We start from the raw sequence: 14,650 nt of genomic DNA on the forward strand, positions 1-14,650 counted from the left end.
AGAACAATCGTGACGCTGCAACCCCCGATGATGGTGCGCGGGGCCGACCACTCCGCCCGAGCGATGCGCCTGATGATCCGCGACCTCGCCCGCGGCCGACAGGGCGTCGCGGCGAGCGAGGACCTGAAGGTCCGGCCGCTGGAGGCCCCCGGCCCCGGAGTCCGCGTCGGCGACGGCTCGGCCCTCATCCACGGTGCCCGCCCGTGGCAGGGGGCCTACACCCAGAGCAACATCGGCGACGCCCGGGTCGATGTCGACCCGACCGGCCCCTTCGCCCGTACCGATCTGATCGTCCTGCGGATCGAGGACCCCGAGTGGGAGGGGGACCGCGACCCCCGGCGCGAGGAGATCGGCTACTTCCACGTCGTCAAGGACGCGGACCACGACGCGGACACCGTGCCCGAGGGGATGACCGGGATCGCCCTGGCCCGCATCACCCTGCCTCGGAACACCGCGGCGATCACCGCCGAGATGATCACCGACCTGCGGCAGATCGCGAACCCACGCACCGAGCGCATCTTGCGCACCGCACACCCCACGAAGACGGATGAAGTACCCGGCAAGCACGGCCAATGGGCGGCATGGCCCGAGGAAGCCGCATGGGAAATCGACGTACCGGTTTGGGCGACGACGGTCGCCGTCGTCGTCACCCTGTCCGGCCTGCGCGCCGAGGCAGGCTCCCTGTACGCCGAGCTGCGCATCCGGCTCGGGGAGCGCGCCGCGAAGCCGACCGTCGTGGACGACGACGGGACCACCACCCGCCGCTCCTCCGTGATCCTGGCCGACACGCTTCCCGTGCCACCTGAACACCGGGGCACCCGCCAGCGCCTGGCCGTCCAGATCAACCAGCAAGACAAGTACGGAGACGGCAAGTTGACCGTGTCCAAGGGCACAACCGTCACGCTCGACGTCGCCTTCACGGAAGGGCCCGCGTGATGGCCGACTACCGATACATCGTCGCGCGGGCCGCCACCGGCGACGTCCTGCACTGGAACCTGCCACTGAGCGAGGTCGAGTACGGTCCGGAGATATCCGGGCCCGGCTCGCTGAAGGCGACCCTGCCGACCTCGTTCCGCCGACCGCTCAGTGACACGCTCGACGCCGGAGACGCGGTGCTCCTGGTCGAGCGGAACGCCCGACTCGACTGGGGCGGAGTGCTGTGGCGTGCCGAGCCGGAGGGCAACACCCTGCCCGTCGAAGCCGCGGGCTTCACCAGCTACCTCCACCGCCGCTTCGACCTGCACGGCAACCTGGACGGTCGCGGCCCGTACATCGAAGCCGACCCGTGCCAGGTGATCCGCGACGTGTGGGCCTATGCCCAGGCCCAGCCGGACGGTGACCTCGGCGTGACCGTGGACGACACGAAGTCGAAGGCGAAGACCGGCACTACGAAGGACCCGTACACGACTTCGCAGACCGACCCGCGCAACCTCGGCGAGATGGTGGACGAGATGGCCGAGATCGACGACGGCCTGGAGTGGTCGGAGACGGTGGCCTGGCGCGGGCGCCGCGCCGAACGGCACGTCACCCTCGGCGCGCCGCGCCTCGGCCGACTCCGCGAGGACCTGACGTTCACCACCGGCGCGAACGTCGTCGGCACCCCGCACGTCATCAACGACGCCGACTCCTACGCCCAGTGGGTCATCGGGCTCGGCGCGGGCGAGGGCAAGAAGCGCAAGGTCGTCGTGGACGGCGTACGCAACGGCCGCCTGCGTCTGGAACACCGGCTGGAGACGAGCGAGAAGGACGAGACGAAGCTGAGGCAGCGAGCCCGCCGCGAACGGCTGGCCCGCCAGATCCTGCCCTCGCTGACCGAGCTGGAGATCATCGACCACCCGGCCGCCCCGATCGACGCCCTGCGCATCGGAGACGACGTACGGATTCGCCTGTTCGAGCCGCACACCCAGTACGACGGCTGGTGCCGAATCGTCGGCTGGACGGTCCGGCCCGGCGAAGGCGAGACAGCCGAGCGCGCCACGCTGAAGCTGGAACGCACCAACATGCCCGAAGACGAGGCGGCCGAAGGAGGAGAGCAGTAGATGCCGGACACGATCGCCACCCTCGGCCGACGACTCGCACGGTTGGAGAAACGAGTCGCCACCCTGGAACGCGCTCGACGCGCCCCCTACCCGGAGTGGCGGAACCTTCCGCTGACCGGCGACACCACCATCCCGGACGAGGAACAGCCGCCGCAGTTCCGCGCCAACCCCTGGGACACGACGGAGTTCTGTGGCCGCATCGGGCTGGTCAGCGGCCGGGTCGCCGATGAGCACCTGATCGCACTGCTACCCGAGGGGTACTGGCCCGAAGCGCCGCGCACGGTCAATGTCGCCTCTGACGCGGCACGGCACACCCTCCAGCTCGACATCGACCCGAAGGGCGCGGTGCGGCTGCGCGTTCAGGGCGGCGGCAGCGCCCGCGCGTCCTGGATCAGCCTCGACGGGTGTACGTGCCGCACCGATAGCGTCGGCGAGGGCGACTAATTCGCCAGATCGATCACCACCGACATCATGAGCCGAGGGTCAGGCGGCCGGACGTCACGTCCCGCGATCATGTGAGCAACACGGTGATTCACATGCCTCCGGCCGTCGGGCCGGAGGCATGTCGCTTCCATCTCCACCCCAGACGGCGGGGACTGGGCCGACTACCTCGCCGCTCGCGAGGACCACGGACACCCGGTCGGCACGCCACCTACCATTTAGGGATGAGCCACGGCAGCGACGCTGACGATCCCCTGCGGGCGCCGGTCACCGTTGTGCTGCCGGACGGGCAACGGTGACCGGCCGCGCGTACGCGCGTCGGCAGGCTCATGTCGGTCGGGGTCTCTGCCTGGCGGTACACCGAGGAGACCGGTGTCCCGGCGAGTGGACCGCATTTGCCGGATCTTATTCGTTGAACGACCCAGAATCGTCGCAATTAGGAAGGGTCCCAATAGGGCCGTCCGGATACGCCTTCCGGCAGATGACCATCATGTAATCGCCGCCGTTTCCGACGTTGTACCCCTTCTTGCCGCATCCGGCGCCGCCGTCCGCAATCGTCATCACACGCTTCCAACCGTCGATGCCGACGTACGAGTTGTAGAAGAGTGCGCCGTACACACCCTCCCCATTGGCTCGGGTGTCGCAGATCTCGAAGACATCGCCGTCGTCGATGAAGGTCATCTTCCCTCCGTCGACTGCGACGGTCTTGTTCGCCAAAGTCCCGACGTCGCCCCTCTGTTGGGCTATGGCCGGATACGCCGACGCGACCAGCATCATGGCGGTGGCGGCACCGACTGTGGTCATGCGGGCGAGGTTGGACCTGAACATTGAACTCCCCGTTTTCCGGGCCGCACTTCGCTGGCCCTTCATTGGGGAGAACATTGCCATATTTTTGCAATTGCTGCGAGCGTACCGACCGAGTGCCTGGCGCCACCGTCTGCGCGCGCGAGTCCCTGGGAGCCTGCCGGCCATCCGGCTGCGTCACGGTGAGCGCCCTTCGCTGTCGGTTCGAGGATCGCCACGCACTCCACGTGGTGCGTGACTGGAAACAGGTGGGGCCTACGGCAGAATCACGCTGTGACGTCCATGAGGGTCCTGGCCGAGCTGGAAGCCGGCATGGCAGAACTGTCCACGCCGATGCGGGTGTACGTGGCGGCTGGACGCTTCACTGAGCCGGAAGCCGATCTGCCAGAGCTGGCGGCCCGGATTCACACACTGCTGGTCGCGATCGCGGCGGACGAGGCTTGGCGGCGCTTCCTGTCCGGGTACGCTCCGCTGTCCGTCCCTGGGATCTGCGCCGCTCTGGAACCGGTGGAGACGCACAGGGCCGCCTCGTTCCTGGCCCAGGTCGCGGCCGTCGACCTGCTCTGGCCGAGCCACCGGCACCTGCCCGTCGAGAGCGCCGAGCGCGCGGCGGACCGGGTTGTGTCCCTGCTCGGATCGGAGGCCAGCTGGTGGACCAACCACGACGCCGAATGCGGCGCAGTGAATGGGCTCACCCCTCTGTTCGACAGTCTGCTCGCAGGGACGGACGGTGAGCACTTCGCGCTGGCCTTGCAGATCGCCGACGACTGAGCGCCCCGCCCCGAAGGGGTGATCATCAGTATCTCTGCGTGGGGCGCATGGCCATCCGCCAACGATGCCCGCACTTCTGCTCATCGACGCTGCTCCATCGCGAGGTCCTCGAACGTCTCCTTCGCGCACTCGCGAAGCGTGTGACACAGGGAACCAGGAGCCGCCGAACCTTGCGCTGATCGGGACTTGGTGGACCCGTCAAGCTCTGGGTGCAAGCGGTACGCGGAGCAAAGGCTAGCGGGCTACCCCCGGCATCCGGCTGGGTACGATGTGGGCGAGGTGACCCTCCACCCGGCTTCAACCTCCCGAGGGACCGGACCGCCGCGGCGGCCACGGCCGACTGCCATCCGGCGCAGGGGAGATGGACGAAGCGCGTGGCTACACCGCTGAGCGCGGACAGGTTCCTGTCCGTGCTGAAGGGAGCCGGGCTCGGCGTGGTCGAGCACGGGAAATGGCGCACTAACAACCGCAACAGGCACGGCAACTGGGGCCCCGCGAACGGGGTCATGATCCATCACACGGGCCCGTACAGCTCCGAGAAGGACATGGTGCAGCTGTGCCGCACGGGCTACCAAGACCTTCCCGGCCCGCTGTGCCACGGCGTGATCGACCGGTCCGGCACCGTGCACCTCGTCGGCTACGGGCGATGCAATCACGCCGGGATGGGGATCACCGACGTGTTGCTCGCGGTCGTCGCGGAGAAGACCACCCTCCCGCGCGGCAACGAGGCCGACAGCGACGGCAACCGGCACTTCTATGGTTTCGAATGCATCGGTACCGGTGGCAAGCCCTGGCCGGCGGCCCAGCTCGACGCCATGGCGCGGGCAGCGGCGGCCGTCTGCCACGCACACGGCTGGAACGAGCATTCCGTCATCGGCCACAAGGAGTGGCAACCGGGTAAGCCGGACCCGGGCGGCATCGACATGGACGACTTCCGCGCCCGGGTCGCCCGACACCTCAAGGGTGGCGGCAAGCCGAACCCCGACCGGAAGCCCAGGCCCGACCCCAAGCCGAAGCCGACCCCGAAGACGCCGAAGCCGACGACGAAGTACGCGGCGTACCCGGGGGAGCAGTTCTTCCGCGAGGGCCGCTCCTCGCCGGTGATCGCGGCGATGGCGAAGCGGCTGGTCGCCGAGGGATGCGACTCCTACGACACGCCGCCCGGCCAGGTGTGGAACGACGCGCACCGTCGCTCCTATGCCGCCTACCAGATCAAGCGCGGCCACCATGGCGCCGCCGCCGATGGCATCCCCGATTCCCAGACTTGGGCGGACCTCCGCGTCCCGCGTCAGTCCGGAGCCGCCGACCCGACCCCCACCTCCCCGAACCAGGAGCACGACCCGATGCCGCAGGCCCTTGCCGATGTCGCCGAGCGCACCGTTGCCACCTACCTCCAGTCGTTGCTGGGTCTGATGGCGGCCTCCAGTACGACGGACATGGTGTCCCTGTCGGCGTGGCAGGCGGCCGCGATCTCCGCAATGCCTGCTGCGCTCAGCGCCCTGAAGGCCACGCTCGGCACCGCCCTGGGCAGGCCCGGAACGGCGTCGTGGCTTACGGTTCGGCGCGACCCAGCCACGCCCAAGCATTGACCGCCGCGCGGTGAGAGGAGAGGAGGAAACCATGCCCGAGGGACAGATCGCACTCGCCCTGGCAGACCTGCGTCAGGCACTGGAGGTCGGATTCGCCCGCATCGACGGCCAGTTGGCGCTGCTCGTCCAGCGCAGCGACCAGACTGACAAGGCCCTGGCCGAGCTGGAAGAGCGGGTGATCGCTCTGGAGAAGACCCGTTGGCCGCTGCCGACCGTCGCCGTGCTGGTGAGCATCACCGCGGTGGTGCTCACCGTTGTCAGCCTGTTCCGCGGCTGAGACGAACACTCCGCTGTGCAGACCGCGCGGTGATGCACACGGTCCCCGCCGAAGCGGGGACCGTTTGGCCTCTTGGAGAAGACCGCCGCCACCATAGCAGCGACCGTCGCGCGTGCGAGGCGCGCGTACGGCTACGCTGCCCTCTGCAACCAGGGCAGACACCGGAGGACGGGGATGAGTCGGCGTAAGCCGTATCTGGTCGGGCACCAGGAGTTCGCCGCGCTGTACCGCGTCGATCAGAAGCAGGTCGCGCAGTGGCTTGCCCCGAGCCGTGGCGTGCTCGACCCGGCGACCGCCATCGTCGTCAGCGGGGTGCGGTACTGGCCGTTGGGCTACGCTGCCCGGTTCGGTACAACGACCGCTCGGTTCCGCCAAGTCGATGACGATGTCAAGGCCCGGATCATCGAGGGGCAGGGCGAGGGCTGGGCGCCGGATCTGGGGGACGACCTGCCGCCGATCATCGGTCAGCAGGAAATCATCGAGCTGTTCCACCTGCCCGCGCAGGGCAATCTCGCCACGACTATCGCGACGAAGCGGTTCCCGGAGCACGACTGGCTGCTGTCCGGATCGATGCTCTGGATGCTGGAGACCGTCCTCGACGCCGTCCCGAAGCTCCGCGAGAGCGCGCGGAGCCTGCCCTGGGACGTGGACGAGGCGGTCGCCGCCGCCCTGCGCGACGATACATATGACGGCCCCGGAAGCCGCGTCCTAACCCGGGGACGCCATGCCGGAAAGACGCCCTGACCTGCACAGATGCTGTACTTAGCCCCGAATTGCGAATAAAATATATGTAATCCCCTTTCGGGGGTCGCAATTCGCCAAGGAGGCATGCAGTGCAGTTCATCGCTACACATGATGGCGGCGAGGTCGCCATCATGACCGCCCGCGAGGTGCTGGTCTTGGAGAGCGTCCTTTCGCGGTACGTCCTCAAGAACCCCGGCTTCCACCTCGCCGTCAGTCTGCTGCGGGAGGTCGAGGCGGCCAACGAGGCCCGCGAGACGCGCGCGGAGGGGGTCGGGCAGGCCTCCGTCTGACCCTGGGTTGAGGCGCGAAGTCGCGCCTGTCGCCGGTGGGGTTGATCATCTGTCGATCACCCCTCAAGATAGGTTGCATTCTTGAAACCGGTCACCAGGGGGTGGGTATGTCAGTCGTCCAGGACGAGATACCGGGCTTGGTCATCCACACCGTGCGCCAGCCGGACGGCCAGTCGGCGTCGATCCAGATCCAGTTCGAGACGTTCCACCAGCTCAACCCCTGGGTGCTCCGCGCCTTGGAAGCCCTGACCGCCGACTACTTGAAGCGCGGCGCGACCCGCGTCGGCATCGGGATGCTCTTCGAGGTCCTGCGCTGGCGCTACGTCACGGCGACCGAGGGCGACGAGTTCCGCCTCAACAACAACTTCCGCAGCCGGTACGTCCGGCTTCTCATCCAGCGCCAGCCCGAATGGGAGAGCGCATTCGAGGTCCGCAGTCTGCGGACCGATTGACCTCTTGGAGAGATCGTGACCGACGAACCATCCGCCGAACCCGCCGCCGTGGAGGGCACGGTGGTCGAAACGGCCCAGACTGCCAGTCCGGCTGTCCGGCCGAGCGCCATCGTCCTGCGCGCCGACCAGGACGAGTTCGACCACAAGCAGCTCTCGACACTGGCCCTGATCAGCCCCGGCCTGTCTGCCGCCCCGCGCGGGCACCTGGCGATGTTCTTCCACTACTGCGTGAGGACGGGGCTCGACCCGTTCGCGCGGCAGATCTACATGATCGGCCGCACCAACTGGAAGGCGGCCGACAACCCCGACGAGCCCGAGAAGACCTGGACCATCCAGACCGGGATCGACGGCTTCCGCACCGTCGCCCACCGGGCGGCGGCGAAGGCCGGGGAGTCCATCTCGTATGAGGACACCGTCTACTACGACGCCGAGGGCAACGCCCACGACGTCTGGCTGTCCAAGGTGCCACCAGCCGCCGTCAAGGTCACCGTCCTGCGCGGCGCCGCACGCTTCCCGTTGATCGCCCGCTGGGACGAGTTCGCCCCCACGTACTACGACCCCAAGCAGGGCGGGTACGTCGTGGCGAAGTTGTGGCGCCAGATGCCCGCCCACATGCTGCGCAAGTGCGCCGAGGCCGGTTCGCTGCGTATGGCCGCGCCGCAGGACCTGTCCGGCGTGTACGCGGATGAGGAGATGGCTCAGGCTGATGCTGAAGCCGTCGTCCGGGAGGCGAAAGAGGCGACCCGACGACTTCGTGAGGCCGCCGGTCTCGAAGCAGGCGAGGGCAAGGGCGGCGAGGCGAAGGCCGAGTCCGCCGACCCCGACTCCCAGACCGGGGATCAGGACGAGAGCGCGGCGAAGTCCGCGCCGAAGAAGCGGGCGCGGGCCGCGAAGAAGGCCGCCCCGGCTCCGGAGGCGGACACCGCCGCCGATCCCGACGAGGCCAAGGCCCCGGCGAAGCGCGCCCCGCGAAAGCGGACCGCCGCGCCGCGCCGCGCCGCCTCCTGACCCCTGACGACACCGGGTGCCGCCCGCCGTCAGCAGGCGCCGCGCCGCCTCCTGACCCCTGACGACACCGGGTGCCGCCCGCCGTCAGCAGGCGGCACCCCATCCTCTTGGAGAACACCGTGACCACCATGGCCATCGCGCCTGAGCGGCCCGTCAGCCTGTGGCCCGCCGCTCACGCGGCGGACGCACGCCGTCCCCGCTCCCAGCAGACCAAGCTCGGTGCCAGCGACACCGTGTGCGCGCGCCGAGCCGGATACCTTCTGCACGGCCACACCCCGACCGATGGCGGCGAGAAGAGGAAAGCAATCCTCGGGACCTGGCTGCACGACGGGATACTCGACGCCGCCCGCGAAGAGTACGGCTGGCTCGTCGAGCGCCGTGTCGAAGACCGGACCGTCCGGGGCCACATCGACGCCGTCCAGCTCGACAGCACGACCGCCGCGCGTCTCCCGAAACGGCTGCGCCCCACGCTCCCAGCCAAGGAGACGACCGTCGAGGACGTGAAGACCAAGAGCACGTACCAGTGGGACAGCATCCTGCGGTACGGCGCGAGCGAGGCCGAGCTGCGGCAGGTGTACCTGTACGCCGACCTGCTCGGCACGGAGGGGTTCGCCAGCGTTCGGGGGCAGCGGCAGCTCGCCCGCCTCGGGCCCGTACCGGTCGGCCGCATCCGCTTCCGGTTCATCAACCGCGACAACGGCGACGACTACGTTCAGGAGATCGCCTACGACGCCGACCGTGCCCGCCGTGCCCGCTGGTGGGTCCGGCAGGTGCGCGCCGCCGTCTCCCCGGAGGAACTGCCCCGTACCTTCCAGGGGCCGGGGATCTCCGTGATCTGCGACCACTGCCCGTTCCGCACTGCGTGCTGGGGGCCGCTCGGCACCGGACGCTCCCCGCAGAGCCAGCTCATCCACGACGACGAGGACCGCACCAAGGCGCTGGCCGAATACACGGAGGTCTCCGAGCAGATCAAGCCGCTCAAGGACCGGCAGAAGTTCCTGCGCGCCCAGCTCGACGGCTCCGAGCCCGGCGTCTACGGCGACAACGCCCTGAAGTGGAGCGGCGGCAACCCGACCAAGGTCGATGACATCGAGGCGATGGCCGCGCTGTACCGCCGCGCGGGGCTGGAAGTGCCGATGGTGCCGGATGCGGCGGCGATGAAGGTGACGCTCAAGGAGGCGGGTATCCCCGTGCCCACGCGCCTCGACCACGACCGGCGGACCGCGGTGAGCATCACCGTCACCGCACGCAAGAAGTCCTGACCGCGCCATCTGGCGGGGGCGGGGCCGACGTGCTCCGCCCCCGCCTGGGCGCGGCGGGAACCGGATGGAACACGGAGAGGTGCCGGTGAGCATCCAACTGATGGTGGTGGCTGCCTACCTGCCGAAGGAGGTGATCAACACGACACAGAAGTTGGTCCTCATGAAGATCGCGGATTCGGCCGACGACCAGACCAGGGTCGCCCGACCCGGGCTGGAGCGGATGATGGCCTGGTCCGGTGTGGGGGAGAAGCAGGTCATCACCGTCGTGACCCAGCTCGTCGGACTCGGCCTGGTCGAGCGGGTCACGATCGGCCGTGTCAGCCGCCGTGCCGAGTACCGGGTGTTCCCGCACGGCGTGCCGCCCTATCCGTCGACGGAGGAACTGATCGAGCGCCGCCGTGCGGCGCAGCGGGCTCCGACCAACCCCCGGCTGGCCCGTAAGACCGCGCGTCGGAAGCCGTCGTCGGCGGCCCGCACGCAGCAGGACGTCGCCGAACGGGAAGAGGGGCGGTCCGCCGTCGAGGACTCTTCGGAGTCAGGGTTGCCCCAGGGGAACCCTGACTCCGCTCCGAGCAGGGTTGCCCCAGGGGAACCCAGTGGGTTTCCCCAGGGAAACCGGGCGGGTTCCCCTGGGGAAACCCCTTCTCTTCCTCCTTCTTCCTCTTCTCTTCCTCACCCCCCTACCCCCGCTGCTGACGCCGCAGGGGCGCCGGGGGCGGGGCGCGAGGTGCAGCAGCGGGCGGGCTGCCCGAAGCATGCCGAGCCGGTGGGGAACTGCCGGGGTTGCGGCACGAACCCGCGTGCCGGGCGGGAGCAGGCGCGGCGCGAGGCGGCCGACAGCGCCCACCGTGAACAGCAGGACTGGTTGCGGGAGTTCTTCGCCGAGCAGGAACGGCGCGTTGCGAAGACCGACGCTCAGGCCCTGGAGATGGCCCGTCAGCGAGTGCGCGACCTGGCCCGCATGGGCCGCGAGAAGGCCGCCAACTCCCGCAACAGGAAGGGGCGTTCACAAGGTCGGCAACATTGACGCCTCAAGGTACGCCATTAAGATATAAGCATGAGTTCGGAACTGGCCGGACTCGCCGAACCTCTTGGAGAACGCCTTGACCGACACACTCACCCCGGCCCCCGACGCCTACGTCGTGGTCGCCGAAGTCATCCACGGCACACTGGCCGCCCCGCGGCTCGGCGACAGCCTGTACTGCTCGGCCGAGTGCGCCGACCACGGCGTCCGCGAACTCGTCAGCGAGCTGATCAAGGAGGAGGGCGGTAGCGGCTTCGTCCTGCCTCACGAAGGACGCACCATCGGCTGCGTCGTCACTGGGGGTGGCCGGATGTGGTCGGTGCAGATCCTCGCCCGCAGCGAACTGCCCACCATCTGAGTTCGCTTCAACTTAGATAGGTGGCATTTTTCAAACGTGGGTGAGCTTATTGCTCGTCCATCGCGCACCCTCTTGGAGACCAGCACATGACCACCACCATCGCGGCTCTGCCCAACCACAACCGCATCACCGATCCGCTGTGGCAGCGCCTCTTCCACGGCTACGGCCACGTCATCACCCCGCTTCGCTACGCGGGCTGGGTCACCGACATCGAGACCGCCGGAGGCGAGTTCCATGTCCGCGCTGACCTCCGGGACGGCACGGAACTGATCATCAGCTCGGAACACAACCTGCCCGCCGACCCCGCCGAGGTGAACGGCTGGACCGCCATCCGTCAGGACGTGCAGGACACGAGCACGCACACCGTCCTGTACGACTCCACTCCCAACGGCCCCCAAGAGCACCACCGCAACCGACTCATCCCCCTGCTGGCCCGCGTCGACGGCCTGGACCTTCCCGGCCGGGCACACCGGCTGATCGTGTCGGCCTCGCACGTCTCGCCGTACGGGGCCTGCCACAACCAGACCGCTGGGATCGAGGGCGTGGCCAGCGCCGTCGCGCGGTTCTCGGAGTGGTCGCAGCGGCTCACCGAACACGAGGGCTACCGCCGCGTCTGGCAGCGGTCCCAGCGGGACGGCTACCCGCTGGCACTGTTCGAGAGCGCCGGGCACATCATGACCGTCCGCGTCACCCGCAGCGATGACTGACCGGCCGCGCCGCGCCCCGCGCCCCGCCGGGGGTGCGGACCGGTGATCTGGCTGCTGATCGCATGCGCCCTCGGCCTGCTGGGGTTCATCGCCCTCGGCATCGAAGACAGCCGCCACCACCGCGCGCAACGCGCCTCCGACCAGTCCTGACCACGGCCGCCCGGCCCCGCCGGGCCGGGCGGCCCTGCCTCTTGGAGACCAGTACGTGTCCCGATCCATCCACCTGCTGTGCGGAGCGGGCGGAGACCCCACCGGCCTGCGGCAAGCCGGATTCGACCCCATCCTCGGGATCAACCACTGGCAGACCGCCATCGACACCTTCGCGCTCAACCACCCGAGCGCGGCGGCGCGCTGCGCCGACATCCAGAACTACCCCATGCGCTGGCTCCCGAAGGCCCTCCTGCTGTGGGCCAGCGTCATCTGCACCGAGATCAGCCCCGCTGGCGGGCGCAAGCGCCCCGATCCCGTGCAGGACGCCCTGTTCGAAGAAGAGGAGCAGTGGCGCGAACTGCCGCCGGAAGCCTTTGAGATGACCCGCGTGACGGCCTGGTGCGTCCTGCGCGCCGCCGAAGCGAAACGGTTTCCCTGCGTCGTCGTGGAGAACGTCACGGAGTTCGTCACCGACTGGATCTTGTTCCCCGAGTGGGTGGGGGCCATGAAGAAGCTCGGCTACCGGGTTCAGATCGTCTCCGTGTCCTCCGCGCACATCGGCTCGGAGACCAACCCCTATGCCCCGCAGTGGCGCGATCGGATCTACGTGGTCTTCACCCTCACCGGAGTGCGCCGTCCCGATCTGGCTCCGCGCCCCCTGGCGTACTGCGTCGCGTGCGGGCGCAACGTGAAGGCACGCCAGAGCTGGCGCGACCCGCGGGTGAAGGTCGGCAAGTACCAGAGCCAGTACGACTACCGGTGCCCGAACCGTGCCTGTGGCCACGCCCTGGTGGAGCCGTACGTCCGGCCAGCCTCCGACGTCATCATGTGGGACGACATCGGCCAGCGCATCGGCGACCGCGCCCGGCCGCTGGTGCCCAACACGATGCGCAGGATCGCGGCAGGGCTCGGGAAGTTCCCCTACGAGCCGTCCGTCGTCACCCTCACACACGGCAAGGACGGCACCGACCGGGCCTTCGCCCCGTACACCCGGCCGATGCCCACCCGCACGGCCAAGCTCGGCGAAGCCCTCCTGGTACCGGTCGGCGGCTCGTGGAACGACACCGCCTCCTCGGCAGCCGAGCCGATGCGCACTCGCACCACCCGCGAGAGCGAGGCGCTGGTGACCGTGGACCCGTTCATCGTGGAGTTCCGCAACAACTGCGACGCCGCGCCGATCGACGCCCCGCTCAGCACCATCGCCACGGCCCGCCACCACGGCCTGGTCGTGCCCGACCGCGACCTTCGGACCCGGGCCCGCAACACCCTGGTCATCCCGTACCGCAAGGCCGCGCCGAAGACCGCGACCGAGCCGTTGCACACCCTGTCGACCCGCGACTCGGCGGCCGTCGTGCGCAGCGCCCCTGCCATCGAGGACTGCTACTTCCGCATGCTCCAGCCCCGTGAGCAGCTGTCGGCCCAGCGGTTTCCCGAGACGTACGAGGTCGTCGGCTCCAAGGCCGCGCAGACCCAGCAGGCGGGCAACGCCGTGAGCGTCAACGTCGCGTGCTGGCTCGGCCAACGCCTCAAGTCCGTCCTTGCCTGACCCCGACCCCGAAGAAGAAGGGACATCCCTGCCATGACACCGGCAGCACACGACCAGGTGAGCATCCTGGCTCAGCAGCGAGAGAACCTGTCACTCGCGTTCCGCCGAGCCGAGCAGGCTCACTGCCTGAGCATCATCGATCACCTCGCGGCCAAGATCCGTCTCCGCTGCCCCGAGGCCGCCTACATCGCCTTCGACCGGACTGGAGAACACCGCGCCGTGGCCGTTCACGGAGTGCTCGGTGAGCAGCCGAGCTCGCTCGGAGCCTGCCCTTGGCTGTGGGACGGCACCGAGTCCGGTCATCCGCTCAATGAGATCGACACGGACATCACCTTGGACATCGAGTACGCGCTCCTGCCCCCGACTTCACCAGTGTGGGCGCTCGTGCGGCGCAACACGGGCATGGACGGCAGCTGGCTGCTGGAGCTGCCCCCGGTCGACCGCGCGGCCCGCGCGGCCGAGCTGATACGCGGGCACCACCCGGCGGCGACCGCGATCATCGTGGACGGTCGCGCGGCCGGGGGCCGCGTCGTCGGGGTCGTCGAGGACCGGGCGGATGGCGAGACCCAGACACCTGCGGTACGTCCCCGGCTCAGCAGCGCGTGCGACGACGCCCTCACCCGCCTCGTAGCGCAGGTCTTCCTCCTCCCGCCGCTGGCCGACCGTCACCTCATGCCGGTGCCGAACGGCTTCGTTCACCCCTACAGCATCAGCACCAGCGATCAGGTGCACCTGATGCCGCTGCCCTCTGCCTAGCCCGGGGGAGGAACAGATGAGCGGCAACGGGTGGGTCGGTGAGGCCCCCTGCGCCGGGGACGCCCGCTTCACGGCCGAGGAGACGGCGGCCGACGCCCCGACGGAGCCGCTGGTCCTCTCCCTCCTCGCGACCTGCCAGGGCTGCCCGTTCCGGTCGCAGTGCATCGACCTGGTCATGCCGAGCATGAGCCTGTTCGACGGCGTGTGCGGCGGGCGGCTCTGGCGGAACGGGCAGGTCTTCGCGACCTGCACGGGCGCGCGGCGATCCGAACTGCGCGAGCGCGGGCGGCGCCCGATCACCCATGGCACCGAAGCCGGAGCCCGTGCCCACAACCGGCGCGGGGAGCCTGCCTGCTCCATGTGCCGGGAAGCCGGACGGCTCGCCCAACAGGCTCGCCGGGCCCGCAAACCTGCCCCCGACGCCTGAACACC

17 protein-coding genes and 1 pseudogene are annotated in these 14,650 nt (G+C 69.3%); 17 read left to right on the forward strand and 1 reads right to left on the reverse strand.

The window, feature by feature from the left end; genetic code table 11:
• The first annotated feature begins 9 nt into the window (after positions 1 to 9).
• The 3 genes from ABZ370_RS08455 to ABZ370_RS08465 are packed head-to-tail and all read left to right on the forward strand — an operon-like array spanning position 10 to position 2,483.
• Entirely contained in the window at positions 10 to 936 is a 927-nt protein-coding gene (locus ABZ370_RS08455; protein ID WP_358618246.1) for a hypothetical protein, read from the forward strand.
• A complete protein-coding gene (locus ABZ370_RS08460) occupies positions 936 to 2,039 on the forward strand; it encodes a hypothetical protein (RefSeq protein ID WP_358618248.1) in 1,104 nt (367 codons plus the stop codon). The genes ABZ370_RS08455 and ABZ370_RS08460 overlap by 1 nt, the downstream gene beginning before the upstream one ends.
• Positions 2,040 to 2,483, forward strand: coding sequence for a hypothetical protein (locus ABZ370_RS08465; RefSeq protein ID WP_358618250.1), 444 nt, complete (start codon positions 2,040 to 2,042; stop codon positions 2,481 to 2,483).
• A 402-nt stretch (positions 2,484 to 2,885) separates the two neighbouring features.
• On the opposite strand, the gene ABZ370_RS08470 is transcribed toward ABZ370_RS08465, so the two are convergent.
• The gene (locus ABZ370_RS08470; RefSeq protein ID WP_358618251.1) at positions 2,886 to 3,284 is read right to left on the reverse strand and encodes a hypothetical protein; all 399 of its coding nucleotides are present in this window, start codon (positions 3,282 to 3,284) and stop codon (positions 2,886 to 2,888) included.
• Positions 3,285 to 3,566: 282 nt separating this feature from the next.
• Between ABZ370_RS08470 and ABZ370_RS08475 the strand changes: the two genes are divergently transcribed.
• The 14 genes and pseudogenes from ABZ370_RS08475 (at position 3,567) to ABZ370_RS08540 (ending at position 14,645) form a co-directional block, all read left to right on the forward strand.
• On the forward strand, positions 3,567 to 4,055 hold the full coding sequence (locus tag ABZ370_RS08475) for a hypothetical protein (RefSeq protein WP_358618364.1): 489 nt from the start codon (positions 3,567 to 3,569) through the stop codon (positions 4,053 to 4,055).
• A 374-nt stretch (positions 4,056 to 4,429) separates the two neighbouring features.
• Positions 4,430 to 5,341 (forward strand): annotated as a pseudogene (locus tag ABZ370_RS08480) (peptidoglycan-binding protein); the annotation flags it as partial.
• Positions 5,342 to 5,675: 334 nt separating this feature from the next.
• Entirely contained in the window at positions 5,676 to 5,921 is a 246-nt protein-coding gene (locus tag ABZ370_RS08485; protein ID WP_358618253.1) for a hypothetical protein, read from the forward strand.
• A gap of 174 nt (positions 5,922 to 6,095) precedes the next feature.
• Positions 6,096 to 6,665 carry a hypothetical protein gene (locus tag ABZ370_RS08490; RefSeq protein WP_358618254.1) on the forward strand — a complete coding sequence of 190 codons (570 nt, stop codon included), beginning with the start codon at positions 6,096 to 6,098 and terminating at the stop codon, positions 6,663 to 6,665.
• A gap of 89 nt (positions 6,666 to 6,754) precedes the next feature.
• The gene (locus ABZ370_RS08495) at positions 6,755 to 6,955 is read left to right on the forward strand and encodes a hypothetical protein (protein WP_358618256.1); all 201 of its coding nucleotides are present in this window, start codon (positions 6,755 to 6,757) and stop codon (positions 6,953 to 6,955) included.
• A 107-nt stretch (positions 6,956 to 7,062) separates the two neighbouring features.
• Complete coding sequence (locus tag ABZ370_RS08500; protein WP_358618258.1) at positions 7,063 to 7,407, forward strand: hypothetical protein; 345 nt, start codon at positions 7,063 to 7,065, stop codon at positions 7,405 to 7,407.
• A gap of 15 nt (positions 7,408 to 7,422) precedes the next feature.
• On the forward strand, positions 7,423 to 8,415 hold the full coding sequence (locus tag ABZ370_RS08505; protein ID WP_358618259.1) for a recombinase RecT: 993 nt from the start codon (positions 7,423 to 7,425) through the stop codon (positions 8,413 to 8,415).
• Positions 8,416 to 8,543: 128 nt separating this feature from the next.
• Positions 8,544 to 9,677, forward strand: coding sequence for a PD-(D/E)XK nuclease family protein (locus tag ABZ370_RS08510; protein WP_358618260.1), 1,134 nt, complete (start codon positions 8,544 to 8,546; stop codon positions 9,675 to 9,677).
• Positions 9,678 to 9,762: 85 nt separating this feature from the next.
• Entirely contained in the window at positions 9,763 to 10,704 is a 942-nt protein-coding gene (locus tag ABZ370_RS08515) for a helix-turn-helix domain-containing protein (protein ID WP_358618262.1), read from the forward strand.
• A gap of 76 nt (positions 10,705 to 10,780) precedes the next feature.
• Positions 10,781 to 11,059 (forward strand): hypothetical protein, encoded by a 279-nt coding sequence (locus ABZ370_RS08520; RefSeq protein ID WP_358618264.1) that lies wholly within the window; start codon positions 10,781 to 10,783, stop codon positions 11,057 to 11,059.
• 86 nt (positions 11,060 to 11,145) lie between these two features.
• Positions 11,146 to 11,766 carry a hypothetical protein gene (locus ABZ370_RS08525; protein WP_358618266.1) on the forward strand — a complete coding sequence of 207 codons (621 nt, stop codon included), beginning with the start codon at positions 11,146 to 11,148 and terminating at the stop codon, positions 11,764 to 11,766.
• 205 nt (positions 11,767 to 11,971) lie between these two features.
• A complete protein-coding gene (locus ABZ370_RS08530) occupies positions 11,972 to 13,462 on the forward strand; it encodes a DNA cytosine methyltransferase (RefSeq protein WP_358618268.1) in 1,491 nt (496 codons plus the stop codon).
• Between the two features lie 33 nt (positions 13,463 to 13,495).
• Positions 13,496 to 14,218 carry a hypothetical protein gene (locus tag ABZ370_RS08535; RefSeq protein ID WP_358618270.1) on the forward strand — a complete coding sequence of 241 codons (723 nt, stop codon included), beginning with the start codon at positions 13,496 to 13,498 and terminating at the stop codon, positions 14,216 to 14,218.
• 16 nt (positions 14,219 to 14,234) lie between these two features.
• Positions 14,235 to 14,645, forward strand: coding sequence for a hypothetical protein (locus ABZ370_RS08540; protein WP_358618271.1), 411 nt, complete (start codon positions 14,235 to 14,237; stop codon positions 14,643 to 14,645).
• Positions 14,646 to 14,650: the final 5 nt, after the last annotated feature.

The sequence above is a fragment of the Streptomyces sp. NPDC005962 genome, assembly GCF_040629205.1.
Classification (GTDB): domain Bacteria; phylum Actinomycetota; class Actinomycetes; order Streptomycetales; family Streptomycetaceae; genus Streptomyces.

Excerpts from the sequence above, each read along its gene's own strand:
- ABZ370_RS08460 (WP_358618248.1), top strand. The coding sequence starts at position 936 with ATGGCCGACTACCGATACATCGTCGCGCGGGCCGCCACCGGCGACGTC.
- ABZ370_RS08465 (WP_358618250.1), top strand. The coding sequence starts at position 2,040 with ATGCCGGACACGATCGCCACCCTCGGCCGACGACTCGCACGGTTGGAG.
- ABZ370_RS08470 (WP_358618251.1), bottom strand. The coding sequence starts at position 3,284 with ATGACCACAGTCGGTGCCGCCACCGCCATGATGCTGGTCGCGTCGGCG.
- ABZ370_RS08475 (WP_358618364.1), top strand. The coding sequence starts at position 3,567 with ATGAGGGTCCTGGCCGAGCTGGAAGCCGGCATGGCAGAACTGTCCACG.
- ABZ370_RS08485 (WP_358618253.1), top strand. The coding sequence starts at position 5,676 with ATGCCCGAGGGACAGATCGCACTCGCCCTGGCAGACCTGCGTCAGGCA.
- ABZ370_RS08490 (WP_358618254.1), top strand. The coding sequence starts at position 6,096 with ATGAGTCGGCGTAAGCCGTATCTGGTCGGGCACCAGGAGTTCGCCGCG.
- ABZ370_RS08500 (WP_358618258.1), top strand. The coding sequence starts at position 7,063 with ATGTCAGTCGTCCAGGACGAGATACCGGGCTTGGTCATCCACACCGTG.
- ABZ370_RS08510 (WP_358618260.1), top strand. The coding sequence starts at position 8,544 with ATGGCCATCGCGCCTGAGCGGCCCGTCAGCCTGTGGCCCGCCGCTCAC.
- ABZ370_RS08525 (WP_358618266.1), top strand. The coding sequence starts at position 11,146 with ATGACCACCACCATCGCGGCTCTGCCCAACCACAACCGCATCACCGAT.
- ABZ370_RS08535 (WP_358618270.1), top strand. The coding sequence starts at position 13,496 with ATGACACCGGCAGCACACGACCAGGTGAGCATCCTGGCTCAGCAGCGA.
- ABZ370_RS08540 (WP_358618271.1), top strand. The coding sequence starts at position 14,235 with ATGAGCGGCAACGGGTGGGTCGGTGAGGCCCCCTGCGCCGGGGACGCC.